Source organism: Paenibacillus sp. OV219 (genome assembly GCF_900110075.1).
Classification (GTDB): Bacteria; Bacillota; Bacilli; order Paenibacillales; family Paenibacillaceae; genus Paenibacillus_Z.
On sequence record NZ_FOCJ01000006.1, the window covers coordinates 32,733 to 56,503 of the forward strand.

General features: G+C 53.2%; 19 protein-coding genes. 15 read left to right on the top strand and 4 right to left on the bottom strand.

Going from position 1 to position 23,771, the window contains the following annotated elements; genetic code table 11:
- The first annotated feature begins 58 nt into the window (after positions 1–58).
- From BMY11_RS15870 to BMY11_RS15880, 3 genes are all read left to right on the top strand, one after another.
- On the top strand, positions 59–967 hold the full coding sequence (locus BMY11_RS15870) for a LysR family transcriptional regulator (RefSeq protein ID WP_090577978.1): 909 nt from the start codon (positions 59–61) through the stop codon (positions 965–967).
- A gap of 161 nt (positions 968–1,128) precedes the next feature.
- Positions 1,129–3,453 (top strand): 5-methyltetrahydropteroyltriglutamate--homocysteine S-methyltransferase, encoded by a 2,325-nt coding sequence (gene metE, locus BMY11_RS15875; RefSeq protein WP_090577981.1) that lies wholly within the window; start codon positions 1,129–1,131, stop codon positions 3,451–3,453.
- Between the two features lie 433 nt (positions 3,454–3,886).
- Complete coding sequence (locus tag BMY11_RS15880; RefSeq protein ID WP_090577984.1) at positions 3,887–4,714, top strand: phytanoyl-CoA dioxygenase family protein; 828 nt, start codon at positions 3,887–3,889, stop codon at positions 4,712–4,714.
- Between the two features lie 88 nt (positions 4,715–4,802).
- Here BMY11_RS15880 and BMY11_RS15885 read toward each other — a convergent pair whose 3' ends face one another.
- The gene (locus BMY11_RS15885) at positions 4,803–4,997 is read right to left on the bottom strand and encodes a cysteine-rich CWC family protein (protein WP_090577987.1); all 195 of its coding nucleotides are present in this window, start codon (positions 4,995–4,997) and stop codon (positions 4,803–4,805) included.
- 154 nt (positions 4,998–5,151) lie between these two features.
- Between BMY11_RS15885 and BMY11_RS15890 the strand changes: the two genes are divergently transcribed.
- Complete coding sequence (locus BMY11_RS15890; RefSeq protein WP_090577990.1) at positions 5,152–6,777, top strand: glycoside hydrolase family 140 protein; 1,626 nt, start codon at positions 5,152–5,154, stop codon at positions 6,775–6,777.
- Between the two features lie 781 nt (positions 6,778–7,558).
- Here BMY11_RS15890 and BMY11_RS15895 read toward each other — a convergent pair.
- Together BMY11_RS15895 and BMY11_RS15900 are read right to left on the bottom strand one after the other, a co-directional pair.
- On the bottom strand, positions 7,559–8,569 hold the full coding sequence (locus BMY11_RS15895) for a zinc-binding dehydrogenase (protein ID WP_090577993.1): 1,011 nt from the start codon (positions 8,567–8,569) through the stop codon (positions 7,559–7,561).
- Positions 8,570–8,586: 17 nt separating this feature from the next.
- A complete protein-coding gene (locus BMY11_RS15900) occupies positions 8,587–9,531 on the bottom strand; it encodes a zinc-dependent alcohol dehydrogenase (RefSeq protein ID WP_090577996.1) in 945 nt (314 codons plus the stop codon).
- A gap of 197 nt (positions 9,532–9,728) precedes the next feature.
- On the opposite strand from BMY11_RS15900, the gene BMY11_RS15905 reads away from it, so the two are divergent.
- From BMY11_RS15905 to BMY11_RS15945, 9 genes are all read left to right on the top strand, one after another.
- Positions 9,729–10,559, top strand: coding sequence for an AraC family transcriptional regulator (locus BMY11_RS15905; RefSeq protein ID WP_177182673.1), 831 nt, complete (start codon positions 9,729–9,731; stop codon positions 10,557–10,559).
- 422 nt (positions 10,560–10,981) lie between these two features.
- Positions 10,982–11,896, top strand: a complete 915-nt coding sequence (locus BMY11_RS15910; RefSeq protein WP_090578934.1) for a carbohydrate ABC transporter permease — start codon at positions 10,982–10,984, stop codon at positions 11,894–11,896.
- Complete coding sequence (locus BMY11_RS15915) at positions 11,893–12,777, top strand: carbohydrate ABC transporter permease (protein WP_090578936.1); 885 nt, start codon at positions 11,893–11,895, stop codon at positions 12,775–12,777. Before BMY11_RS15910 ends, BMY11_RS15915 begins: the two co-directional genes overlap by 4 nt.
- 38 nt (positions 12,778–12,815) lie before the next feature.
- Positions 12,816–14,117 carry an ABC transporter substrate-binding protein gene (locus BMY11_RS15920; protein ID WP_177182674.1) on the top strand — a complete coding sequence of 434 codons (1,302 nt, stop codon included), beginning with the start codon at positions 12,816–12,818 and terminating at the stop codon, positions 14,115–14,117.
- Between the two features lie 96 nt (positions 14,118–14,213).
- Positions 14,214–16,187 (top strand): alpha-galactosidase, encoded by a 1,974-nt coding sequence (locus BMY11_RS15925; RefSeq protein ID WP_143069287.1) that lies wholly within the window; start codon positions 14,214–14,216, stop codon positions 16,185–16,187.
- A gap of 31 nt (positions 16,188–16,218) precedes the next feature.
- Positions 16,219–17,001 (top strand): sugar phosphate isomerase/epimerase family protein, encoded by a 783-nt coding sequence (locus BMY11_RS15930; protein WP_090578009.1) that lies wholly within the window; start codon positions 16,219–16,221, stop codon positions 16,999–17,001.
- 136 nt (positions 17,002–17,137) lie between these two features.
- Positions 17,138–17,953 carry a transglutaminase domain-containing protein gene (locus BMY11_RS15935; protein WP_177182675.1) on the top strand — a complete coding sequence of 272 codons (816 nt, stop codon included), beginning with the start codon at positions 17,138–17,140 and terminating at the stop codon, positions 17,951–17,953.
- Between the two features lie 30 nt (positions 17,954–17,983).
- Positions 17,984–18,781 (top strand): phosphotransferase family protein, encoded by a 798-nt coding sequence (locus BMY11_RS15940; RefSeq protein WP_090578015.1) that lies wholly within the window; start codon positions 17,984–17,986, stop codon positions 18,779–18,781.
- A gap of 14 nt (positions 18,782–18,795) precedes the next feature.
- Positions 18,796–19,188: a hypothetical protein gene (locus tag BMY11_RS15945; protein ID WP_090578017.1), complete on the top strand. Its 393-nt coding sequence runs from the start codon at positions 18,796–18,798 to the stop codon at positions 19,186–19,188.
- 71 nt (positions 19,189–19,259) lie between these two features.
- On the opposite strand, the gene BMY11_RS15950 is transcribed toward BMY11_RS15945, so the two are convergent.
- The gene (locus BMY11_RS15950; protein ID WP_090578020.1) at positions 19,260–20,441 is read right to left on the bottom strand and encodes a conserved virulence factor C family protein; all 1,182 of its coding nucleotides are present in this window, start codon (positions 20,439–20,441) and stop codon (positions 19,260–19,262) included.
- A 631-nt stretch (positions 20,442–21,072) separates the two neighbouring features.
- On the opposite strand from BMY11_RS15950, the gene BMY11_RS15955 reads away from it, so the two are divergent.
- Together BMY11_RS15955 and BMY11_RS15960 are read left to right on the top strand one after the other, a co-directional pair.
- Positions 21,073–22,014 carry an MBL fold metallo-hydrolase gene (locus BMY11_RS15955; protein WP_090578023.1) on the top strand — a complete coding sequence of 314 codons (942 nt, stop codon included), beginning with the start codon at positions 21,073–21,075 and terminating at the stop codon, positions 22,012–22,014.
- 127 nt (positions 22,015–22,141) lie between these two features.
- Complete coding sequence (locus tag BMY11_RS15960) at positions 22,142–23,764, top strand: ABC-F family ATP-binding cassette domain-containing protein (RefSeq protein ID WP_090578026.1); 1,623 nt, start codon at positions 22,142–22,144, stop codon at positions 23,762–23,764.
- Positions 23,765–23,771: the final 7 nt, after the last annotated feature.

The following is a 23,771-nucleotide window of genomic DNA, read 5'->3' on the forward strand; positions in this document are numbered from 1 at the left end:
GCGCCGAATCAGGTGTACACTTGTAGCAAAAATGTTCGGCGACAGGAGAGGGCTAGAAATGACGTTGCAGCAACTTAAGTACATCATTGAAGTCGTGAGTAGCGGCTCTATTAATGAGGCGGCGAAGCGGCTGTTCATCTCGCAGCCGAGCTTATCGAACGCAATCAAGGAGCTCGAAACGGAGATTCAGATTACGATCTTCGAGCGGACGAACAAAGGCATCTCGCTATCCAATGCAGGTGCGGAATTCCTCGGCTACGCTCGCCAGGTCGTGGAGCAGGCGGAGCTGTTGGAGAGCCGGTATAAGAATGCGAAGCCGACTCCGCAGCATTTTGCGGTATCGACACAGCACTATGCGTTCGCGGTGAACGCGTTCGTGAACCTCGTGCAGCAGTTCGGCCAAGCGGAGTACGAGTTCGCGCTGCGGGAGACGAAGACGCATGAGATCATTGAGGATGTTCGCACGCAGCGCAGTGAGATCGGCATCCTGTACGTGAACGATTTCAATCGAGCGGTTATGGGCCGGTTGCTGCGGGACGCGAACCTTGTATTTAACGGCCTGTTCACTGCGAAGGCGCATGTGTTCGTGAGCATCTATAATCCGCTTGCGCAGCAGAAGTCGGTGTCGCTGGAGCAGCTGAAGGACTATCCGTATTTGCACTTTGAGCAGGGGGAGTACAACTCGTTTCATTTTGCCGAGGAAATATTGAGCACGCGTCAACATCCGAAGAGCATTCGGGTGAATGACCGGGCGACGCTCTTCAACCTGTTAATCGGCCTAAACGGTTACACGATCTCGACGGGGGTACTTAGCGCGGATTTGAACGGTAACGAGATCATTCCGGTTCCGCTCGAGAGTGAGGAGACGCTTCATGTCGGCTGGATCTGCCATCGCAACGCGGCGCTATCGAAGCTGGCGCTGGAATATGTGGAAGCGCTGAAACAGTCGGTTGCGGATGCCAAGTAGGGAAAGGGTTGGAGGTGGAGCTGGAATTGGAGGCAGCAGGTTTTCGGTATAGCTTTTGACTATAGCAGGGGATAGATTATAGGCGTTACTTGATAGCCATGCGGTCGTGGTATCTTTTCCTTATCAACTTGTTAGCAGAGATTGAGAGGAGAGAAAGCCGCATGTTAAGCGCGAATTTGGGATATCCCCGCATCGGTGCGAACCGGGAATGGAAGAAGGCACTCGAGCAGTATTGGGCAGGTGGACGTACAGAGGGGGAGCTGAACGAAGAGCTGCGCGAGATTCGCCTTAGCAACTTGAAGGTCCAGCAGTCGCTTGGCATTGATGTTATTCCAGTCGGTGATTTTACGTATTACGATCACATCCTCGATACAGCTGTTATGTTCGGGCTTGTACCGCAGCGGTTCGGCTGGTCAGGTGAAGCAGGCGAGGCCATCGATCTGCCGCTCTACTTCGCGATGGCACGCGGGAACAAAGTTGCTGCCGCATGCGAGATGACCAAATGGTTCAACACCAACTACCACTACATCGTGCCTGAGCTGAAGGGGCTTACGCCAAAGCTGATCCGCAATCGCCTTGTCGATGCTTATCGTGAAGGCAAGCAGGAGCTTGGCATTGAAGGCCGGCCGGTGCTTGTTGGCTTATATACATTCTTGAAGCTATCCAAAGGCTACACTGGGGAGGAGCTTCCAGGCTGGATTGATGCGCTGCTCCCGTTGTACGGGCAGGTTCTGAATGAGCTTGCGGCAGAAGGCGCGGCTTGGGTGCAGATTGACGAGCCGATCCTATCGACGACTCTTGAAGCTGAAGAGCTGGAGCATATTGCACGCATTTATGAGGGGCTGAAGCTGCTTGCACCGAATATTCGCATCTTGGTGCAGACGTATTTTGAAGCGGTCGACTATTACAAGGAAGTCGTTCAGCTGCCGGTTGACGGCATCGGACTTGACTTCGTGCACGATAGTGGCGGGCGGAATCTGCAGGCTTTGGAAGCGGAAGGCTTCCCTGAAGAGAAAGTGCTAGGTGCAGGAATCATTGACGGGCGCGGAATCTGGCGAGCGGATCTGCATGAACGATTCGATCTGCTTGGGCGCATTCGTGCGCATGTCGCAGATGAATGTATTGTTGTGCAGCCGTCGAACAGCTTGCTGCATGTGCCGGTCAGCGCGGAGCGGGAGGCGGGGCTTGAACCAGCACTGCGCGGGGCGCTCGCGTTCGCTAATGAGAAGCTCGAAGAGCTGGTGCTGCTCGTAAGAGGGACGAAGCATGGCATTGAGTCGATCACGGAAGAGTGTGTTGCTTCGGTATGGAATCGAGAGGCGCTTGGACGCATTCGCGGCTCGTTGCGAGGTGGTGGCGATGGGGCTGAGGTCGAGGCAGTGAGTGTGGCGGATCTGGGACCAGAGCAGTTCGCAAGACCGAGCGTGTTCGCGGAGCGTCTAGTCACGCAGCAGCAGCGCTGGCAGCTGCCATTGTTACCGACGACGACGATCGGCAGCTTCCCGCAGACGCCGGAGGTACGCAGCGCTCGGTTCAAATGGCGAAAAGGCGAGTGGAGCTCCGAGCAATATGAGCAGTTCATTCAGGCGGAGATTCGGCGATGGATCGATATCCAGACGGAGCTGGAGCTTGATGTGCTTGTGCATGGAGAGTTTGAACGGACCGACATGGTGGAGTTCTTCGGCGAGAAGCTGGCAGGCTTCGCATTTACGGCAGGAGGCTGGGTGCAATCGTATGGCTCGCGCTGCGTGAAGCCGCCAATTATATACGGCGATGTGGCGTTCACTGCGCCGATGACGGTGCAGGAAACGGTGTATGCACAATCGCTGACGGATAAGCCGGTGAAGGGGATGCTGACAGGGCCGATTACGATCCTAAATTGGTCGTTCGTGCGTGACGACCTGTCCCGCGAAGAAGTCGCGTACCAGATCGCGTTAGCGATCCGTAAGGAAGTCGAAGCACTCGAATCCGCTGGCATCGGTATGATTCAAGTCGATGAGCCTGCTATTCGGGAAGGTCTGCCGCTGAAGCGGGAGAATTGGCCGGTTTACTTGAACTGGGCGGTCCGCGCGTTCCGTCTCGCTACGTCGACCGTGCAGGATGAGACGCAGATCCATACGCATATGTGCTACAGCGAGTTCGGCGAAATAATGGAGGCGATTCACGCGCTCGACGCTGACGTCATCTCCATAGAAACGTCCCGCAGTCACGGCGAGCTGATCGCGAGCTTCGAGGAGCGAACGTATGACAAAGGCATCGGACTTGGCGTCTACGACATCCACAGCCCGCGCGTGCCGACAGTGGACGAGATGAGCGGCATGATCGACCGAGCGCTGCGCGTCCTTGCGCCGGAGCAGTTCTGGATCAACCCCGACTGCGGCCTCAAGACGCGGAAGGCGGAAGAGACAATCGCAGCGCTTCGTAACATGATCGAGGCGACAGAGCAAGCAAGAGCGAAGTATGGTGCGGCGGCTGTGCAGCAGTAATGAAGGGGGAAGAGGACCACATGCTGGGGGCATGTGGTTCTTTTTCGTGCAAGGTGTGGCGCGGCGTTGTAGTGGAACACAGTCGTGTTACACTACTGCGCACCTCTAACGAATCGTACCAGTCTTATTGCTCCTAGATTCGCGCTAGAAAAATTCTAACGAATCGTATCGTCGCTATTGGGGCGTTTTTCGGGGGAAAAGGCTCTATTTGCAGCAAATAACGACTTTCCGATTCGTTACGTTATTTTTCCTAGTAAAAACGAGCCAATAACGCTAACTGAGTTCGTTAGCCGAGACGCAGGGGAGTGCTAGTGGACTTACAGAATTCAATAATACGTTTTCATTTTTTCTCACTGCCCCTTTCCATCCGAAGTGTATTTTGTTATTTTATAGACTAGCAGTGAAGATTGTATAGGGATGGGATGGGACCAAAGTGAAATTAAGCGCAGAAGAATTGGCATCTGGCAAGCTGAAGCCGGAAACCATTGAGTTGGCTGTACAGCTCATTCGGATTAATGGGTATGTGCTATTTGAAGAGGTAATGCCGAGAACGCAAGTGGAGCTGCTGAACAGCCATATGGGCGACCAGCTGACGAGCTTTATGGTCAAGAACAACTTCTCCCTCGAAGAGGGCTTCCACGACGGAACGAACCATATTGGTCTTTATGTGCCGTTTGAGAAGCCTTTCTGCGATGAATCTATTATCGCGAATCCGTTCGTGCTTGACGTTGTCGAGCAAATTCTAGGCTCCGACTGCCTGCTTACTTATTTCGCTTCCAACACCTCGATGCCAAAAGGTACGCAGCCGCAAAAGGTTCATGCTGACATGGGCGCGAGATTCGGCGACCAATGCGAGGCGAATTTACCGATCACGAACTTGGTTGTCAACTATCCGCTGGTCGATGTAACGCTCGAGAACGGCCCGATGGAAGTATGGTCTGGCGGCACGCATTTGCACCCGGACAAGTGGTACAGCTCGAACGCACATGACAAGTCAGTGCTTGCAGAGCATATGCAATCGTTCAAAGCGGTGATGACTGCCGGCTCCATTATGATCCGCGACGACCGGATGTGGCACCGCGGCACGCCGAACCGCTCCGATAAGCCGAGAACGAACATCGCGCTGATCTACTCGCTAGCAGCAGCCGTTCACCATCCGGGAGGCATCCAAATACCGCAGGAAACCTATGACAGCTTCTCCGACAAGACGAAGCGTCTCGTTCGCAATGAGCGAATCGGTGTCCCTGCTATCCAGAACTAACAACAACATAAAGAGGCTTTGCCCCGAGGTGCTGCGCTATTCGGATTCCCGATCAGCGTTTCACATACGTGGCAAAGCCTCTTCTTATTTATCTAGTAAAAGCATGCAAGCACGCCTCGCAAATGCACGCCTTCCCCTTCAATTCCTCCGGAACGAGCGCGATCAGCTCCTTCGGAAACTTCTCTCTGCTGCACCAACAGGATTCATTACCCTCGCATCGGTTCGATTGCCGGCAGAGCGGACATTCCGACGCCGATACGTAGATTGGCTGAGGCTCACTCATCTTCATTCCTCCTTCTACACCATCACCGCCCGCAAGCTTTAAAAACAAGTAAAGAATGAACACTGACATCCGCTACGGAAACGCTACAATTAAAATTATACACATATCATGCACAGCGGACACTACCATTTTGAGAGAGGGAAGGTGTTAAGATATGTCTTCGGTTATGCAAAATATCGTCAATGAATGGGTGTTCCAATCCGAACGCAGCTATAAAGATCCTTTTAACGAGATTAGTGTAAAAGCTCAGGTGACCTCGCCGAGCGGCAGCGTCAGACTCGTACCTGCATTCTGGGCTGGCGGGCAGAAATGGAAGCTGCGCTATTCCTCAAGTGAAGTAGGTGTGCACCAGTACCGTACATTCTGCTCGGATACCGGCAACGCATCACTGCACAATCAAGAAGGGACGATTGAGATTGTGCCTTATGAAGGTGCGAACCTGCTGTATCGTCATGGCAGCCCGCGTGCAGCAACGAATCGGAAGCATCTTGCGTATGCGGACGGTACGCCGTTCTTCTGGCTCGGCGATACGTGGTGGATGTCGCTTACGGATCGGCTGAAGTGGCCGGACGATGTGGAGTGGCTCGCGCAGGACCGCGTTAGCAAAGGGTATACGGTTGTGCAGGTCGTCGCCGGATTGTATCCGGACATGGGACCGTTCGACCCGCGCGGAGGTAATGAAGGCGGGCAGGCGTGGGAGACGGATTTTGCACGTATCAATCCAGCGTTCTTCGATTATGCAGACCGGAAGCTCGCATGGATGGTTGAAGCGGGGCTAATGCCTTGTATCGTCGCATGCTGGGGCTACTATCTGGATTTCGCCGGGCGGGATGTTATTCGGAAGCAGTGGGAGTATTTGATAGCCAGATATGGCGCGTATCCTGTTTCCTGGTGCCTCGCCGGTGAGGCGGATATGCCGTATTACCAGTGGGATTCGTTCAAAGAGCCGGACATGAAGGCGCGTTATGTGGAGCGAATGAAGCAGGAATGGTCCGCGATGGCAGCCTATGTGCGAGACACCGATCCGTTCGAGCGCTTGGTGACCATCCATCCGACGGGGTACGGTCATCATATGGTAGAGGATGCCTCGATTCTCGACCTCGATATGCTGCAGACCGGGCATGGTGCATACATCTCGCTCGCGCCGACGGTGAATATGATTCGGGAATCCGTCGCGAGGGAGCCTCGGACGCCGGTTATCAATTCGGAGGTTTGTTATGAGGGGATTGGCGGCACAAGCTTTCAGGAAGTGCAGCGGTTTACATTCTGGTCAGGGATGCTCAGTGGTGCGTGTGGACATACGTATGGCGCGAACGGCATTTGGCAGGTGAATGCAGAGGATAAGCCGTACGGCCCTTCCCCACATGGCGTTGCCTGGGGGCATACGTTCTGGAAGGAAGCGGCGCAGCTTCCCGGATCGAGGCAGGTCGGTCTAGGCAAAAAGCTCCTCGAGCGCTACGCGTGGTGGTCATTCGAGCCGCATCCGGAGTGGGTGCCTGCTGCACCGGAGAATGCGCCTTTGATGGCGAAACCGTACGCCGCCGGAATTCCAGGTGAGGTGCGCGTCATCTACGCACCGTTCCTGATGGCGTTTGGCGGAGTCGAAGTGCTGGCGCTCGAGCCGGAGTCTGAGGTTGCATACCGGGCATTCTTCTTCGATCCGGCGACTGGCGACGAGTACGACTACGGGCGAATCACCCCGAGCGTCGACGGCAAGTGGCAGACCGGCCCGGCGAAGATTTTTCAAGACTGGGTGCTCGTGCTTGAGCGGATTGGATAACAGGCGCGCAGTTATGCACGAAGAGGGTTTAGAGCGGTAGCAGTTACGCTACATTGGTCAGTTTAAGCGGAAAATGATGAAAGAGGAGTAGCAGTTACGCTACATTGGTCAGTTTAGGTGGGCAATGGTGAAAGAGGAGTAGTAGGTACGCTACATTGGTCAGTTTAGCGGAAAATGATGAAAGAGGAGTAGCAGTTACGCTACATTGGTCAGTTTAGGCGGAAAATGATGAAGAGGAGTAGCAGTTACGCTACATTGGTCAGTTTAGGCGGGCAATGGTGATAGAGGAAGTAGCAGTTACACTACTTCAAAGCCAAAGTGGCGCTGAGAGAGCGATATGCACTCTCAGCGCCAAAATCAACATAACAAACAGCTGAGAGAAAACTGTCATCTCAACGTTTGCCAATTCGAGCTGCTGGGAACTCTGAGAGTCGAAAAACACTACTCTCAGTTCCAAAATATCCACTGTATTGCTCTGAGAGTTGGAAAGTCGAACTCTCAGCTCCCAAGACACACCGAAAGGATGGTTCTGAAACCATGAGAGTCGAAAAACATTACTCTCAGCTCCAAAACAGCCGCTGTATTGCTCTGAGAGTTGGAAAATCGAACTCTCAGCTCCCAAGGCACGCCGAAAGGATGCGTATAGAGCAAGCATTTTCTTTCAGAGCAGAGCAACCCGCTCGCCGCGCAAAATGCATCCCTCAGAGATCGACATTGGCGAGAATTTTCCGCTGCCTCTCTCAACATGCCAACTTCGCCCCACCTCCATACCGGATTCGCCTCACCGCATATCCCAATCCAAAACAACCCCTAAGCAAGGGCTGCCCTTGCTTGTAATAAGCGCCCAAGCCTGCGCCGCATCCTCTGCGGCGAAGCGGTGCGTGATGAGCGGCTCGGTCATGAGCCATCCCTCGCGAATGGCTGCGATCGTCGCATCGATCCGGCTTTCCGTCCAGCCGGAAGGCGTGTGCAGCGTGATCTCTTGCTCACGCAGTGTCTGTATATCTATAAAACCTTGCTCGCCAAGGTAGCCGGCGGAGACGAGGTGGCTGTCACGCTTCATAAGCGGCTGCAGCTTCCTGAACGTCTCGAGATGCCCGACCGTATCCACGACGATTGCCACCTTTCTGTTTCCCGAACGTCCACGCTGAATCTCGTCCACGGCGACGTCCACGCCATCGATCGGCACGGCATAGCCGCCAGCCGAGGCGAACGCAAGCCGCTCTGCCCGATGCCCGAGCAGATATACCTGTGCGTCGCGATGCGCAAGCGTCTGCGCGGCCCAGTGGCCGACGAGCCCGTCGCCAATGACGACTGCAATATCGCCTGGCTCGACTGGTGGCCGGATGCCGCAATTATATCCGACCTGCGCGAGCACCGCTCCGGCGTACGCCACTGCGCCTCGACCATCTCCAGGCAGCTTCCACACTTGGCTGCAGTCGGTCACAGCAGGATTGATATGACCGGCGAAGTCGAAATACATGCCGTCTACCTTGCTCACCGTCGCGAATACGAGGTCGCCCAGTTTCACATGATCGACTAATTCGCCAACCTGCGTAACCCGTCCAACCTTCTGATACCCGGCGACCTGAGGGAACGGCCACGGGCCGTCTTCCCGATATGGAGTCTCGCCTGAGATACGTTCCCCTCGGAGGAAGGACGACTCCGTCCCAATGCTGATCCAAGAATGCGCTACATCAATGACGACATCACGCGCTCCCGGCTCAGGCACCTCGACATCGCGTACGGTGATTTCGTTCTTGTTCACAAACACAACCGCTCTTGCTTCCATGATGCATTCCACCTCCTTTAGCTGAGCTCTCCGGGATCGAAGCAAATTTTGACCGCTTGCTGTGCCCGCAATCGTTCCACCGCCTGAGTATAATCGGCAAAAGAAACCTGCTCCGTCTGCAAGCATTCCGTATTAAAGGAAGGGCGGCTAAGCGCATCCAGCAGCAGGCGACGGTCGCGCGCGGTCACAGGATGAGACCGGAACGATTCCAGTCGAACGCCGGTGAACCAGTACGACGCCGGATATGTAATGTCCCCGCGAAGTACGCCGAAGATGACACAGTGCTCCTTCGTACGATTGAGCACATTCTGGACTGACGCTGCCGCGCCGACACAGTCGTAGCCAAGGTCGAATTTGCGGTCGCCAAGCTCATCCGCCACAACTGCTTCACCAAGACCAAGCTCCCTCACGTACGCGACGCGCTCCGCATTGACGTCAATCCCCGTCACGTTCGCGCCCCATAGCGCAGCGAGCTGCATCGCGAGCAGCCCCGCAGGGCCGAGTCCCGCAATGAGGATCGACTTGCCATGTAAATCGCCGAACTGATCAAGACCGTACATAACACATTTGAGCAGCTCGGACGAGACGGCGCGGCGATCCGGTATCGAATCGGGCAGCTTTAGCAAATCTCCTTCGCGGTATGCCATATACTGCGCATAGGCGCCTTGTCCGGGCAGATGCTCCAGCGCTGCGACACGATCGCCGACCGCAATCCCCTGAACGCTTGCTCCGACCGTTTCCACAACACCGACCGCTTCATGGCCGGGGAAGCCCGGCGGGAGTGGGTAATCAGGGGAACGACCTGCTACGAACATATCCTTACCGCCCATCATACTGATGTCCCAGCGAGGACAAGTCGCCACGAGACGCACCTTAACGAGAACTTGATCGTCCATAAGCTCAGGTTTCGGGGTGTCAATCACTTCAAATTGGCCAATACCTGTAATTTGAATAGCTTTCATTTTCACGCATCTCCTTTACCCTCATTACGCGCTCACATAGCTGTTCACTGCTTCTAGAATAGGTCCTAATGGTACGATTGTCTTTGCACAATATCGTCTACTCCCCTTATTTATCACAAAATACACCGTATACTGGCATGGGGCATCATGGTATGATTTGCACATTATTGACATCTACTAGTGATGAGGTGTTCGTTATGAAGCTCAGGAAGCATGGCTACTTGGACGCAATTGGTGGTATAGGAAACCGCGCTGGAGGCATTCACCCTTATTGCGAGCTGTTATGCATTACGGAGGGGGAAGCGGAGCTGGTATGGTCCGGTGTCTCCTATCCAGTGACTGGGACTGCAATGTTCATCCTATTGCCGAACACGCCGCATCAATTGATTCAGCGCTCGGACCGGCTCAGCTATTGGTTTGTCGAGTTTCTGGCCGAAGACGAGGACCGGCTGCCAGCAATTGAAGGCATCTACCGCTGGAACCGGCAGCAGTGCGAGCTGGACTGGGCGAGTTCACCCTATGCCGCGATGCGGTCTGCTTTCGAAGCAACTCGGATGCTCATTCGTACAGAAGCTGCCCTCCCGGAGGAACTCTTCAAAGAAGCGCTGCTCACAGACCTGCGCAAGCTGCTCTTGCTGATGGGCAGCAATCGGATCGTTGATCCCAAACAGGCTCATGCGGCGTACCCAGCCAGCGAGATGCTGGTAACGGAGGTGCTGCGCTTCTTGGAATCCGTGTTTCCACAGCCGATTACGCTCCAGACGTTGGCTGATTATACCCATTACAATCCATCCTATCTTATTCGGTTGTTTCGTCAGCAGACGGGGAAGACGCCATTCGCATATTTGAACGAGCTGCGGCTTCAAGCTGCCTCGCAATATTTGCTCCATTCAACGATGTCCGTTCAACAAATATCAAGCGCATGCGGTTATCAGAGCATCCATTATTTCAGCCGCCTATTCAAAAGAAGCTTCAGCGTTGCACCAAGCGAGTATAGAAAGCAGGCCATTAATGAACCGACGCAATGAAATCACCTTGTCTCAAATAGAGTGTCAACTGTGACCTTTATATTGTTAACAATATATTTTTTACAATATTCTATTGCAAACGCATTCATCATCGCCTATACTGAGGTTCATATAAAGATTCCGAATCGTTTCGGACAGTGTTTACTTACCGGAAGCATTAGAAGCACATAGGGTATGAGCTCCTAATCCATGTGAACAGCTGCATTGTAATGTGCGCGGGCACGATTTTGGTAAGTGAGTCACTTCATAACCGTAAACGCTCTCATTGGTCATTCAGTATGAGGTTGACAGTCGTCATGCACCGTCGCAACTCGCGCGGGAAGCCAGCCGTAATCATTCTATCAATCGCTTTAATTACCATTTTCCGAAACGTTTCGTATAAATTGAATAAGCTTCTATCCATACCTGGGGGTGAATCGACTATGAATACAAAGAAAAAGTGGTGGACAAGGTCAAGACGTGAAGCTGTGGACGGTTATGTCTTCATGAGCCCGGCGATTCTCGGCCTTCTGTTCTTTATGCTCGGCCCAATCGCGGCCTCCGCTTACTTCAGCTTTACGGAGTATGACATTCTTAGCTCGCCGAAGTGGGTCGGTCTGGACAACTACATTGAGTTAATCCACGATTCGTTGTTCTGGCAGTCGTTGAAAGTAACGCTTACCTATTCCGTGGTCAGTGTTCCGCTTAACTTAGTCTTTTCCTTGGCGCTCGCACTATTGCTTAACAAGAATGTGAAAGGGATCTTCGTCTTCCGGACGATTTTCTACTTGCCGGCTGTTATGTCGGGGGTAGCGGTAGCGCTGCTGTGGAAGTGGATATTCAACCCAGACTTCGGTCTCATCAACTGGGCGATCGGCCTCATCGGCTTCGAAGGGCCCAAATGGTTCATCGAAGAGAATTGGGCGCTCCCGCCAATTATCATCATGGGACTATGGGGCGTAGGAGGCAGTATGCTTGTCTACCTCGCCGGTTTGCAAAGCATTCCGACTGATCTGTATGAAGCTGCAGAGATCGACGGTGCTAACAAGCGTAAGCAATTCCGTCACATTACGATTCCAATGCTGTCACCCGTTATTTTCTTCAACCTCATTACAGGTATTATCGGCGCTCTGCAAGTCTTCACGGAAGGCTTCATTATGACAGCAGGCGGCCCGAATAACGCGACATTGTTCAGCGTGCTGTACCTGTACCGGAACGCTTTCGACTACTTGAACATGGGATACGCGTCCGCGCTCGCTTGGGTGCTATTCCTGATCATCTTGGCCTTTACGCTTATCGTCTTTAAATCATCACCGATGTGGGTCTTCTACGAAGGGAACAGGAGGAGCGCCAAATGAGTACGATTACACAAAGCGACGCGCCTGCTCGCAAACGGATTTCAAGAAGCCAGTCGGAGCTGATTTCCAAGCTGTTCAGTTATTTCCTGCTCTGCGTGGGCTCGATCGTCATCCTGATTCCTTTTGCATGGATGCTCTCCACCTCGCTGAAACGGAAGGCAGATGTGTATGTCTTCCCGCCGCAATGGATCCCGTCGCCGGCGCAATGGCAGAACTACAAAGAAGCATTCACAACATTCCCGTTCGCTCATTATACGTGGAATTCCATCATTATCGTCGTACTTGTCATGGTAGGAACGCTGTTCTCCTGTTCCTTCTCCGCCTACGGCTTCTCACGGCTGCAAGCGCCGGGCCGCAACTTCATCTTCATGCTGCTGCTCGCCACGATGATGCTGCCAAGTGCCGTTACAATGGTGCCGATCTATCTGTTCTTTAACAAGCTCGGCTGGGTGAACACGTTCAAACCGCTCATCATTCCGGCTTGGTTCGGAACCGCTTTCTACATCTTCATGATGCGCCAGTTCTTCATGGGTATCCCGTATGAACTTGAAGATTCGGCGCGGATCGATGGCTGTACGACGTACGGCATCTGGGCAAGAATCATGGTTCCACTCAGCAAGCCTGTGCTCGTAACGGTTGGCGTGTTCACCTTCATGGGGACTTGGAATGATTTTATGACACCGCTTATTTACTTGACGGATGAGGACAAGCGCACGCTTGCGCTCGCACTCTCTTATTTCCAAGGCTCTGCACGCAGCGCACCAGATCTGCACTTGCTCATGGCCGCTTCACTCTATGCGATTACACCATGCGTAACTCTGTACTTCCTTTGCCAGCGCATCTTCGTCAAGGGAATGGTATTCACCGGCGTCAAAGGTTAACCACCATAAAACGAATATACAGAAAAGAGGGATTGGGTATGTTTAGAAAGAGCAAAGCAGCTTTGGGGTTGGCATCGATCATGGCATTATCCTCTATGTTGTATGCATGCGGCAGCGATTCTTCCAATAATGGCGACAGTGCGAGCAAGGACGAGAAGGTGGATCTGAACTTCATCCGCTGGTCTAACGGCCCTGCGCTTGATAATGAAGAGAAAGATAAAGTGAAGCGCTTTAACGATAGTCACCCGAACATTCAGGTCAAAATGACGCTGCTCCCATGGGACGAAACGTTCAAGAAGATCGAGATGTCGCTGGCTTCGAACTCCCCTGTGGACCTGTTCTACTGGGACGTGCCGGCATATGCATGGTACAAGAAGGGGCTTATGAAGAACCTGCAGCCTTACTTCGACCGCGATCTGAAGATGAGCGACTACGACGAGAAGCTGTTCGAGCCGTTCAAATTCGACGGCAGCAACATGTACGTCGCGCCTGAAAACTATCAAACGCTCGTGCTCTACTATAATAAAGATTTGTTCGACAAGGCAGGCGTAGAGTATCCAAGCGAGAACTGGAACTGGGACGACTACCTCGAGGCTGCGAAGAAGCTGACCATTACGAAGGATGGCAAAACAACGCAGTTCGGCACATCGATGTCGCTTGGCGCATGGTGGGGCTGGATGGCTCTGAGCCAAGAGCAGGGCGGCGCGCTCGCTCCGAACATTCACGATCCAGAGAAGCTGAGCTTCAACACGCCTGAGACGAAGAACGCTCTGCAATACCTGCAAGACTTGATCTACAAGTACCATGTAGCTCCAGATGCGGCGCAATCGAGCGCGCTCGGCGGCGACTTCCTGACAGGCAAGATCGCAATGTATGTTGGCGGTGACTGGGATCTTGGAAACCTCAAGGACAAGAAGGATCTGAAGTGGGACCTAGCTCCAATGCCGAAGTGGGAAGACAAACGTGTCGTTCCTTACTGGGTTGGCGGTTATGCAATGACGGAGAAGTCGAAGCACCCGGATCAAGCTTGGGAATTCATCAAGTGGACGATGACCGAGAACCAGGAAACGCTTGCGAAGCAGCAATCGTGGATTCCGGTGAATAAGGATGCATTGTCGAAGGTAGAGACGCCTGCATGGGCGCCGGCTGGTTACCAAACCGCTCGCTTCGACTGGATGAAGTACGGTATTGTCGGCGACCTGTATCACCTGAAATGGCGTGAAGCGCAAGATAAAGCGATCGCACCAATTACAGACCAAATCTTCGCGAACAAGATTACAGTCGATGACGCGCTGAAGAAAATGGACGAGCAGGTAAACGAAATCATTTCGAAGAAATAATGATCAAAGGGCTGCGCGTTAAAGTGGATCTTCTGCTTTAAGGCGCGGCCTTTGCTTCTAGTGGACGGTGCGCCGGGGAGGAATGGAGTTTTGATAGTGAATCGTTTGATAGAGAGTTATGATTTTGCCGTGCATGTTGACGGCGTTCGCGTAGACAACGCTTCGCAAGGCATTGTGCTTGACCGCACGGAGGAGCGTAATGTTGCAGCAGATAAGAAGCATAGAATTGCGAAGTATCTCTATGAGCCGACATCGCTCGTTATCGAGAGCCATCTCGTCTGCTATACGGATACAACGCTAGTCGAGCGATGGGTGATTATACGTAATGTCGGGGAAACGTCGGTAACAATCGGGCGCGTCGATTCGTTCTCGCTTCAGCTCCCGCAGACCGAATGGAAGCTCATGCATTATACGAGCGATTGGGGCGCGGAATTCGAGCCTGTCGTGGAGCAGCTCGCGGGCGAGTCTATTGTATTGGAGACACGTTCAGGGCGTTCGTCCAAAGGGAAACATCCGTGGATGTCGCTCCTCGGTGCAGGTGGCGAAGTGCTGACGGTGTCGCCGATGTGGTCGGGGAACTGGCAGCTGCGGTGCGAGTATGACGGCGGCTACGACGGTCAAGGCCGGTATCAGGTGAGCGGTGGATTGAGCGACTGGGAGTTCTTTAAGACGCTTGAGCAGGGAGAGTCGATGGAGAGCGTTCATGTTGCCATTGCTGCAGGCAGCGGCGGGGATCTGAACAGCACTTCGATCGCTTTTGCTAGAGTTGGCCGACGATATTGGTATCCGCATAATGAGTTCTCCCGTTCCATGCCGATGGAGTGGAATCATTGGTGGAGCTACGAGGATAAAGGTATTAATGAAGATGTTTTTCGGGCGAATGCGGCTGAGGCGGCGAAGCTCGGTATCGATATTTGTACGCTCGACGCAGGCTGGTTCGGTCCTTCTGAAGAAGCGTCGGAGTGGTTCGAGCTTCGCGGCGACTGGTCGATGGTCAATGAGAAGCGGTTTCCGAGCGGCATTCGCGCGGTGTCGGACGATGTGCATGGACACGGCATGAAGTTTGGCCTCTGGTGCGAGATCGAAGCGGTCGGCAAGTCGGCGGCGTTGGCGGAGAAGCATCCTTCCTATGTGGCAAGAAGAGAGGGCGAATCGCTAGGCTATCTCTGCTTCGGCAATCCAGAGGTGCGGCAGTGGGCGTTCGACACGTTGGATCGTCTGATTACGGGCTATGTCAGCCAGTGGATTAAGCTGGATTTCAACCTCGATCCGCAAGCAGGCTGCAATTGCACCGATCATGGGCATGGCGCAGGAGACGGGCTGTTCGAGCATTACAACGGCTACTACAGCGTGCTTCGGGATATTCGAGCCAAGCATCCGGAAGTGATTCTGGAGAATTGTTCTTCAGGTGGTCTACGGATCGACCTCGGCATTATGCAGCAAACACATACGACGTTCCTGAGCGACCCGGACTATCCGGAGCACAGCTTGCAGGTGTTCTGGGGAGCGACGACGATGCTGGCGCCGGATGTGTGCTTGCACTGGAGCTATTCGGAGTTTCGTTGGAAGAATGATTTTCAGCTATTCAATCCGCATGATAGCAGCTTGAAGCCGTACCAGTTCGACTATTATACGCGTATTGCAATGCTGCGCGGCTTCGGCATTTCGCAGAAGCTGCCGGAGATGCCGGAATGGATGAAGGCACGGCTAGCTCATCACATTGACGTGTATAAGTCGGAAGTGAAGCCCTTTGTGCTCGAGGCGGATTTGTACCGGTTGACTGGTCAGCCAGGGCGTGGTGGCAAGGGCGAGCGTTGGTCGGCGTTCCAGTACAGCATGCCAAGCGGGGATGAACAATTGTTATTCGTCTTCCGCTTGCCGGGTGGCGAAGCATCGCGTGCGATCCAATTGAAAGAGCTGGAAGCTGACGCAGCGTATGAGCTGACATGGCTGTCCGGTGAAGAGTCAAAGGTTGTGCAGATTGCAGGCAGTTCTTTATTGAAAGACGGGATTCTTTTTGATAGGTTAGAAGAGGAAGAATCCGCTCTCATTCGGTTGAAGAAGCTCTAATCGATTACTAATTATATGGAGGTTATTTCGGATGAAATTAGGTATCATTGCTGAAGCAGTGGCAGAACGGTTCTATGACGCACAGGCTAAAGGTTTGGAGTTTCTAGAGTTCTGCATCAATGTGGAGAAGGACGTCGACGCATTCGCAGCGAGCGTGCCTGAACTGAAGCAAGCTAGTGAGAAGTCCGGCGTAGGGGTCGCTTCCATCGGCCGCTGGGGCTCCGAGCGCATTAACGCGCAAGGCGTGAACGCGGAAGAACTGGAGAAGTCGCGCAGGCTGATCGATGCGGCGGCTGAGCTTGGATGCCCGAACTTTGTGTGCGGCGTCAACTATGTAGAAGAGCTTTCTTATTTTGAAAATGTGAAGCTCGCCATTGAATATTTGAGCGCGGTGCTGGATTATGGCGCTTCGAAAGGCGTAGCTGTTGCCGTATACAACTGCAACTGGAATAATTTCGTAGATAACGAGGAAGCATGGAAGCTCGTTCACGGTCATCTGCCACAGCTCGGCATTAAGTATGATCCGTCGCACTCCCGTTATGCGGGCCGCGATTACTTGAAGGAAGCTAGTAAATGGGGCGATAAGTTCCGCCATGTTCATATCAAGGGCTCCGTCATCATCGACGGTCAGCGCCTCGACGATCCGCCGGCGGGTCTTGACCAGACGGATTGGGGCACATTCATGGCTGTGCTGTACGGCAAAGGCTATGAAGGCGGACTCTCGATCGAGCCGCATTCCGACGTATGGAATGGCGACCTTGGCGACCGCGGCGTTCAATTCACAATTGAATACATGCGCAAAATGATTCTCTAGCTCTGAGGGCGCTCTCTGGCTGCACGTTGTGTGCGGCTGGGGGCGCTTTTTTTGATGGAGCGAAATGGATATAATAGGTAATAAGAATGATCATGAAAATGAAAATGAGGATGCGTTTATGAAGGGGGGCCGCAGGATGATGAGGTTAAGAGGAAGAGGGAGATTGGGGCAGCCGTTGCAGCGTTTAGGACTCGTCGCGTTATTGCTGGCAGTTGGACTTGGCTCGGATTTTCATTATGCGCCGGTGTCTGCGGCTCCTGCTTCAATTGAGGCGCTACAGGATGAGCTTGAGCTTCAGCTGCACGCCCATGATCTTGAGCTGACGGCGGATTATTCCGGTGACCGCGACCAGCTGAGTGCGGAGGTGGATCAGCTTGTGGGGGGAGTAATGGCGTCGGACGATTATATGAAATATATCGTAGACTCCTATATTTATACGATCCGCAGCTTCGGCGCAGCCGCGAAGGTTAAGGTGAATATCCAATACCGCGAGTCTGCTGGGGAGACCGAGGAAGTGGAGCGGCGAGTGGCGGAACTGCTGCCGGAGGTTGTTGGGGTTGGCATGACGCCTGAACAGAAGGTGAGGGCGATCCATGACTGGATCGTCACACATGTGCGCTATGACGAATCGCTGCAGCACTACACCGCGTATGATGCGCTAGTGGGTGGGAGTGCGGTGTGTCAGGGTTACGCGTTATTAGCCTATCGGATGCTGCAGGATGCGGGGGTCGAGGCGCGTATTATTGAAGGAACTGTCGCTTCGGGGAGCCATGTCTGGAATCTGGTGCGGCTTGGGTCTTCGTGGTATCACCTCGACGCTACGTGGGACGATCCGGTGCCGGATCGCGCGGGAATAGCGAGCGATACGTATTATTTGAAGAGCGATGCGCAAATGCGCGTTGACCACAAGTGGGACGCTGCGGCGTATCCGGCTGCTGTTGGTGGCGTTTAAATGGGATGATTAGAGGGGGAGGGACTGCTGATGCGAGGTCGATTGGTTGGCACGGGGGCTACGGCAAATGTGTATGAGTGGGGAGAGCCCGAGGTTATTAAGATCTTTCACGATTCTAGCCGTGCGCAGCAAGAGGCGGAGAAAGAAGCAAGGGTCGCACGGGCGATCAGTGGTTTGTCCGGTGTAAAGGCGCCGAAGTTCATAAGGATTGAGCAGTACGAGGGGAGTGCGTGCCTAGTCTACGAGAAGGCGGACGGTCCGACAATGCTCGGCCACATTCAGGCGACAGAGGAAAGTGTGATTGCTAATGCTCGCTTGCTGGCGGAGCTTCAGCATGAGCTGCATCAGATCCGGCCGGACGTTACTCCGAACTTGAAGCTGGAGCTGGGGCGAAGCATCCAGCGGGTCGGGGAGTTGAGTGATGAGGAGCAGGCGAAGCTTGCGTCGCTATTGGAACAGCTGCCGGATGGCGGAGCGCTTTGCCATTATGATTTTCATCCCGGCAACATCATTCTCACGACTGATGGACCCCAGATCATTGACTGGATGAACGCCCTCGTCGGACACCCCGCCGCAGATGTCGCGAGAACCTACTTGCTGCTAACGGGAAGCGAGCTGCCCCCAGATATGCCGGAAGAGTTGAGGTTTAGAATAGTTGGATATCAGAAGCAGTTCACACAGGTGTATATAGATGCCATCTTAGAGCTTTCGGGACTGAGCATGGCGGATGTGGAGGCGTGGCTGGCACCGACGTTGGCAGTGCGGATTAGTGAGTTGAGCGAGGGGAAAGAGAGAGAAAAGAAATTGGTGGAGTTGAGAGGGTTGTAGGGGAGGATGCTTTTTTGCAAAGGTTCAAAGTACCTCACATCGTATCAAAGGAGGAGATTGGTATTGAACCGATCGAATTGTTAACGGCTTTCGATTTGCACGATAGCATTGTAGAGAGTGTTGAATATTTGCTTAATGAGAATAAAGTTCTAATAAAACTGGAATTATGTCGGTGGAAGCAAGCTAATTTTGATGAATTTGAATCCGAAATGCAGGAAGGAGTGTTAACTTTCACTGATGTAGATTCATTTCAAATTGAACCGCCCTCGTTTTTGTTAAACAGTAATGAAGTTCTTGATATAAAAGTCCATCATGAAAGTAGGAGTATAGAAATTATTCTGACAGGAACTGATGATGTGGGGAAGGTCAGCGTTATAGCAAAGGATATTTTTTGGGAAGAATGCTGACTAATGGCTAGGCTATCCTAAGGATCAAAAAGGGCAGTAGAGTTATTACACTCTACTGCCCTTTCCTTAGTCTAAGCGCCGCCGTCTTTACCCTCGCGGCTGCGCGAAGTGATCTGCTGCCAGACGGACCCGGCAGCTTCTTCGCCGCGCTCGATACGCTCGAGCGCGATGCGCGCTTGCAGGCTGACCTCGAATTCCGGGTCAGCCGCTGCTTCGCGCAGAGCCTCGCCGGCGGACTCGTCGCCGGCTTCGTACAAGAACCGCGCTGCGCGCCAGCGCACGAGCTTGTTGCGGTCGCGCAAAGCCTCGATCATTGGCGCGATTGCCGCCGGATCGCCAAGATCGGACAGCGTGTCGCCAGCGGTGCGGCGCACGGAAGCCGAAGCATCGCGTAGCGCCGCGAATAGGAGCGGCATCGCCTCCGGCAGCCGCAGCTCGCCAAGATAGACGACCACTAGTCTCCGGATGGAGACGTTGTCGTCTTCAAGTGCTTTGGCGAGCAAAGGCAGCATCGCCGGCTCCGGCGCGGTGCGGTTGAGCGCCTCGTAGCGCACGCTCCACTCCGGCGACGCGAGCAGCTCCGCGAGCTTCTCCGCCGTGAGCGGCGCAGGTCGCGCAGCCGCCGCTACGGCGCTGCCCTCGCCGGCTGCGCCTTCCGCGCCAAGCGCGATCGCTGCCGCGACAAGAGCATCCAGCCGCTCCTGCGGATATGCGGCTGTCAATTCTCGCACGAGCTCCGCGGCAATCTCCTCGGGCTCGCCATAGCGCACGCCGAGCTCCTCCAGCTTCCGCTCGCGAATCATCGACGCGGCAGAGGCCTTCGTCACCGCCTCTGTGAAAGCCGCGGGCAGCGCCGCGCGCGCTTCGCCGCCTGGCGTGCGTACGCGCACCTGCATCGGGATCTCCCGATACAGCTGCACGAACGTATGCGCCTCGCCGAACGCTTCGCCCGCGCCAAGCGTACCATTGCCAGCTCCTGCACCGCTGGCACTCTCGCTCTCGCCGAGCACGCGCTTTGCTGCGTCCAATATCGCCGCCCAATCCGCTCCCGACTTCCGGTCGAGCGCAATGAAGTCCGCCGTGCGGAACAAGCCGCGCACGCCTTCAATAACAAGCAGGCTGCGCAGCGGCTCAGCCACGCTCTCCGCATCCTTAGCAACCAAACTAAAGCGCTGCCCTGCAGGCAGCTTCGTATCGACATTCAACTTCATCGTATTCGGACTTGGCGTCGGTTCAATACCCGTCAATTTCATTTCAAATCGCTCCCCCTAACTTTCCCACACATCCCATGACTTATTGATATAAGTGTAAACCATCTCCATACCTAACCACAAACCGCCTGCCTGACCGCAACCTGCTCGCTGTTCATCAATATTACCAGCCTTACCTTTACCCGAACGCTATGTTCGTCACGATTGCAGCCTTAACCTTTACTCTCTCGTTATTACCGGCCTGCCCGCAACTCCCTCGCTATGTATATCACAATTGCCAACCGTACCTTACTCGTTCTCGCTATTGCTCGTTACTCTCGCTATTGCTCGACCCGTTAGCTTCTGCCGTCACACTCACTATTGCTCATCACACCCGCCTTTTGCTCATCACGCTCTGTCTTTTCCCTTTCCCAACAACCATAAATTCTTCCAAACCAGAGGTTTCTCAGGGTGAACTGGAACAAGCGGTCCCTCTCGTTTGCTTAATCCAATTAAGCTTGGTATCTTTGAGAGAGAGACTTACAAAGAGAAAATGGATTAAGCTGATACCTGTGAACACGAACATTGAACGGTATGCCATTTGTATTATCAAGCCGCATTATATTCACACTTTTCGTAACGCCAAGCTTACTTCATTCAATGTACTTCACGATCAGCAGCTTTGTCATGGGAGATGATAGCGATGCGGTATGAGAACCTGGATACGACTGCAGTACCTCGCACTTTCAAGGAAGTGCGGCAATGGCGCAGAGAACGCGCTGGCAAAATGAAACAGAAAGATTATTCCTACACCGTTCCCGTCGTGGAACCGGATCTGAAGTTCCTTCACGAGAACAGGACGATCCCTTCCTTGACCTGGATCGGTCATTCCACATTTCTCATTCAAAATTCGGGACTGAACATCATGACAGACCCGATCTGGGCGGAGCAGCTTGCTTTCCAGAAGCGAATGGTGAAGCCAGGCATCGAAATAACGGATGTGCCGCCAATTGATGTCGTCCTTATTTCACATTCTCATTATGATCATTTGAATATCAAATCACTCAAACAGCTGCCTGGCAGCATCACCATCATTGCGCCTGTTGGCCTTGCAGATAAGCTGCGACGTAGGGGCTTCTCGTCGATCATCGAGCTCGACTGGTGGGAGTCTGCAACGATCAGCGGCGTCAAATTCTCGTTTGTGCCTTCACAGCACTGGACACGACGTACACTCACGGATACGAACACCTCTCATTGGGGTGGCTTCGTGATTGAGCGTGCGAATGAGCCGACGATCTATTTTGCAGGGGATAGCGGTTATTTCGAAGGGTTCAAAGAGATCGGCAGCCGCTTCCAGATCGACATCGCGCTAATGCCAATCGGCGCCTATGACCCAGAATGGTTCATGGGACCGCAGCATGTGACGCCGGAAGAAGCGCTGCAAGCTTTCCTCGATGTGCGCGCGCAAGTGTTCGTGCCGATGCATTACGGTTCCTACAGGCTGGCTGATGATACGCCGAAAGAAGCTCTTGATCGACTTCACGCAGAGCATAGAAGACTGAAGCTCCCAAGCGAAACGCTGATGATTCTGCCCCATGGAAAAACACAAATAATTAAAAGTACTGTTTCGGTTTAAAAGTAACCGAAGGTCATGCCCTTGTTCACAGTTCTTATAAATAATAACAATAAAGCATCCGCTCCAGAAGTTGTGTTATAATGGTGTGATGATTAAGATTGATTAGTGAAGGACGGGATTAAGTCTAATGATAAGTACAAGCGGCATTACGCTTCGTTACGGTAAGCGTGCGCTATTTGAAGATGTTAATATTAAGTTTACTCCAGGCAACTGCTACGGCCTTATCGGCGCAAACGGTGCCGGCAAATCGACATTTCTGAAGATTCTTTCCGGTGATGTGGAGCAATCGAGCGGCGAAGTTCACATTACACCAGGCGAGCGCCTTGCAGTACTGAATCAGAACCATTACGAATACGATAACTTCCTCGTGCTCGAGACGGTTATTATGGGCCATAAGAAGCTCTATGAAGTGATGAAAGAGAAAGACGCAATCTATGCAAAAGCGGAATTTACCGACGAAGACGGTATGCGCGCAGGCGAGTTGGAAGCGGAATTCGCTGATATGAACGGCTGGGAAGCAGAGTCCGAAGCGGCAGGCATGTTGAATGGACTTGGTATTCCGCCAGAGCTTCACGACAAGCAAATGTCGGATCTGTCCGGCAATGAGAAGGTTGGCGTATTGCTCGCGCAAGCATTGTTCGGCAATCCGCAGATCCTTCTGCTCGATGAGCCTACCAACCATCTTGACATGCAGTCGATCAAATGGCTGGAAGATTTCCTTTCGCGTTATGAAGGTACCGTTATTGTCGTATCTCACGATCGGTACTTCTTGAACCAAGTATGTACGCATATCGCGGATATCGACTTTGGCAAGATCCAGATGTATGTCGGTAACTACGACTTCTGGTACGAGTCGAGCCAATTGGCGCTTACGCTTCTGCGTGACAACAACAAGAAGAAGGAAGACAAAGTCAAGGAGCTGCAAGCGTTCATTCAGCGCTTCAGCGCTAACAAATCCAAATCCAAGCAGGCGACTTCCCGTAAGAAGCTGCTTGATAAAATTTCGCTGGATGACATTCGTCCATCCAACCGGAAATATCCGTTCATCAACTTCAAGCCTGAGCGTGAAGCGGGTAAGCAATTGCTGCTAACTGAAGGTTTAACGAAGGCTGTTGACGGCGTGAACCTGATTGAGAACTGGACGCTGGCTATCAACAAAGGCGACAAGATCGCACTCGTTGGTCCTAACACATTGCCTAAGTCGATCTTTATGCAGCTTCTTATGGGCGAGATCGAAGCAGATGCAGGTACATTCAGTTGGGGCGTAACAACCACTCAGGCGTACTTCCCTAAAGACAACGCGATGTACTTCGAAGGCATTGAGATGAACCTGGTTGAATGGCTGCGCCAGTACTCCAAGGATCAGGATGAGAGCTTCATCCGCGGCTTCCTTGGTCGTATGCTTTTCTCTGGCGACGAAGCGTTAAAGAAAGCAAGCGTACTGTCTGGTGGCGAGAAAGTTCGCTGTATGCTGTCCAAAATGATGCTGTCCGGCTCGAACGTTCTTCTGATGGACGAACCGACGAATCACTTGGACCTTGAGTCCATCACTGCACTCAACAACGGTTTGATCGACTTCGACGGTACATTGATCTTCACATCGCATGACCATCAGTTCGTTCAAACGATCGCGAACCGCATTATCGAAATTACGCCAAACGGCGTTATCGACCGCATTATGACATACGATGAATACCTTGAGAGCGCTGAAGTAAAAGCACTCCGCGAGCGTATGTATCCAGCTGAATAATGCATGA

What these genes read in the sequence shown, in the direction of transcription:
- BMY11_RS15870 (WP_090577978.1), top strand. Translation starts at nt 59, where the DNA reads ATGACGTTGCAGCAACTTAAGTACATCATTGAAGTCGTGAGTAGCGGC.
- metE (WP_090577981.1), top strand. Translation starts at nt 1,129, where the DNA reads ATGTTAAGCGCGAATTTGGGATATCCCCGCATCGGTGCGAACCGGGAA.
- BMY11_RS15885 (WP_090577987.1), bottom strand. Translation starts at nt 4,997, where the DNA reads ATGAGTGAGCCTCAGCCAATCTACGTATCGGCGTCGGAATGTCCGCTC.
- BMY11_RS15890 (WP_090577990.1), top strand. Translation starts at nt 5,152, where the DNA reads ATGTCTTCGGTTATGCAAAATATCGTCAATGAATGGGTGTTCCAATCC.
- BMY11_RS15895 (WP_090577993.1), bottom strand. Translation starts at nt 8,569, where the DNA reads ATGGAAGCAAGAGCGGTTGTGTTTGTGAACAAGAACGAAATCACCGTA.
- BMY11_RS15900 (WP_090577996.1), bottom strand. Translation starts at nt 9,531, where the DNA reads ATGAAAGCTATTCAAATTACAGGTATTGGCCAATTTGAAGTGATTGAC.
- BMY11_RS15905 (WP_177182673.1), top strand. Translation starts at nt 9,729, where the DNA reads ATGAAGCTCAGGAAGCATGGCTACTTGGACGCAATTGGTGGTATAGGA.
- BMY11_RS15910 (WP_090578934.1), top strand. Translation starts at nt 10,982, where the DNA reads ATGAATACAAAGAAAAAGTGGTGGACAAGGTCAAGACGTGAAGCTGTG.
- BMY11_RS15915 (WP_090578936.1), top strand. Translation starts at nt 11,893, where the DNA reads ATGAGTACGATTACACAAAGCGACGCGCCTGCTCGCAAACGGATTTCA.
- BMY11_RS15920 (WP_177182674.1), top strand. Translation starts at nt 12,816, where the DNA reads ATGTTTAGAAAGAGCAAAGCAGCTTTGGGGTTGGCATCGATCATGGCA.
- BMY11_RS15930 (WP_090578009.1), top strand. Translation starts at nt 16,219, where the DNA reads ATGAAATTAGGTATCATTGCTGAAGCAGTGGCAGAACGGTTCTATGAC.
- BMY11_RS15935 (WP_177182675.1), top strand. Translation starts at nt 17,138, where the DNA reads ATGATGAGGTTAAGAGGAAGAGGGAGATTGGGGCAGCCGTTGCAGCGT.
- BMY11_RS15940 (WP_090578015.1), top strand. Translation starts at nt 17,984, where the DNA reads ATGCGAGGTCGATTGGTTGGCACGGGGGCTACGGCAAATGTGTATGAG.
- BMY11_RS15950 (WP_090578020.1), bottom strand. Translation starts at nt 20,441, where the DNA reads ATGAAATTGACGGGTATTGAACCGACGCCAAGTCCGAATACGATGAAG.
- BMY11_RS15955 (WP_090578023.1), top strand. Translation starts at nt 21,073, where the DNA reads ATGATAGCGATGCGGTATGAGAACCTGGATACGACTGCAGTACCTCGC.
- BMY11_RS15960 (WP_090578026.1), top strand. Translation starts at nt 22,142, where the DNA reads ATGATAAGTACAAGCGGCATTACGCTTCGTTACGGTAAGCGTGCGCTA.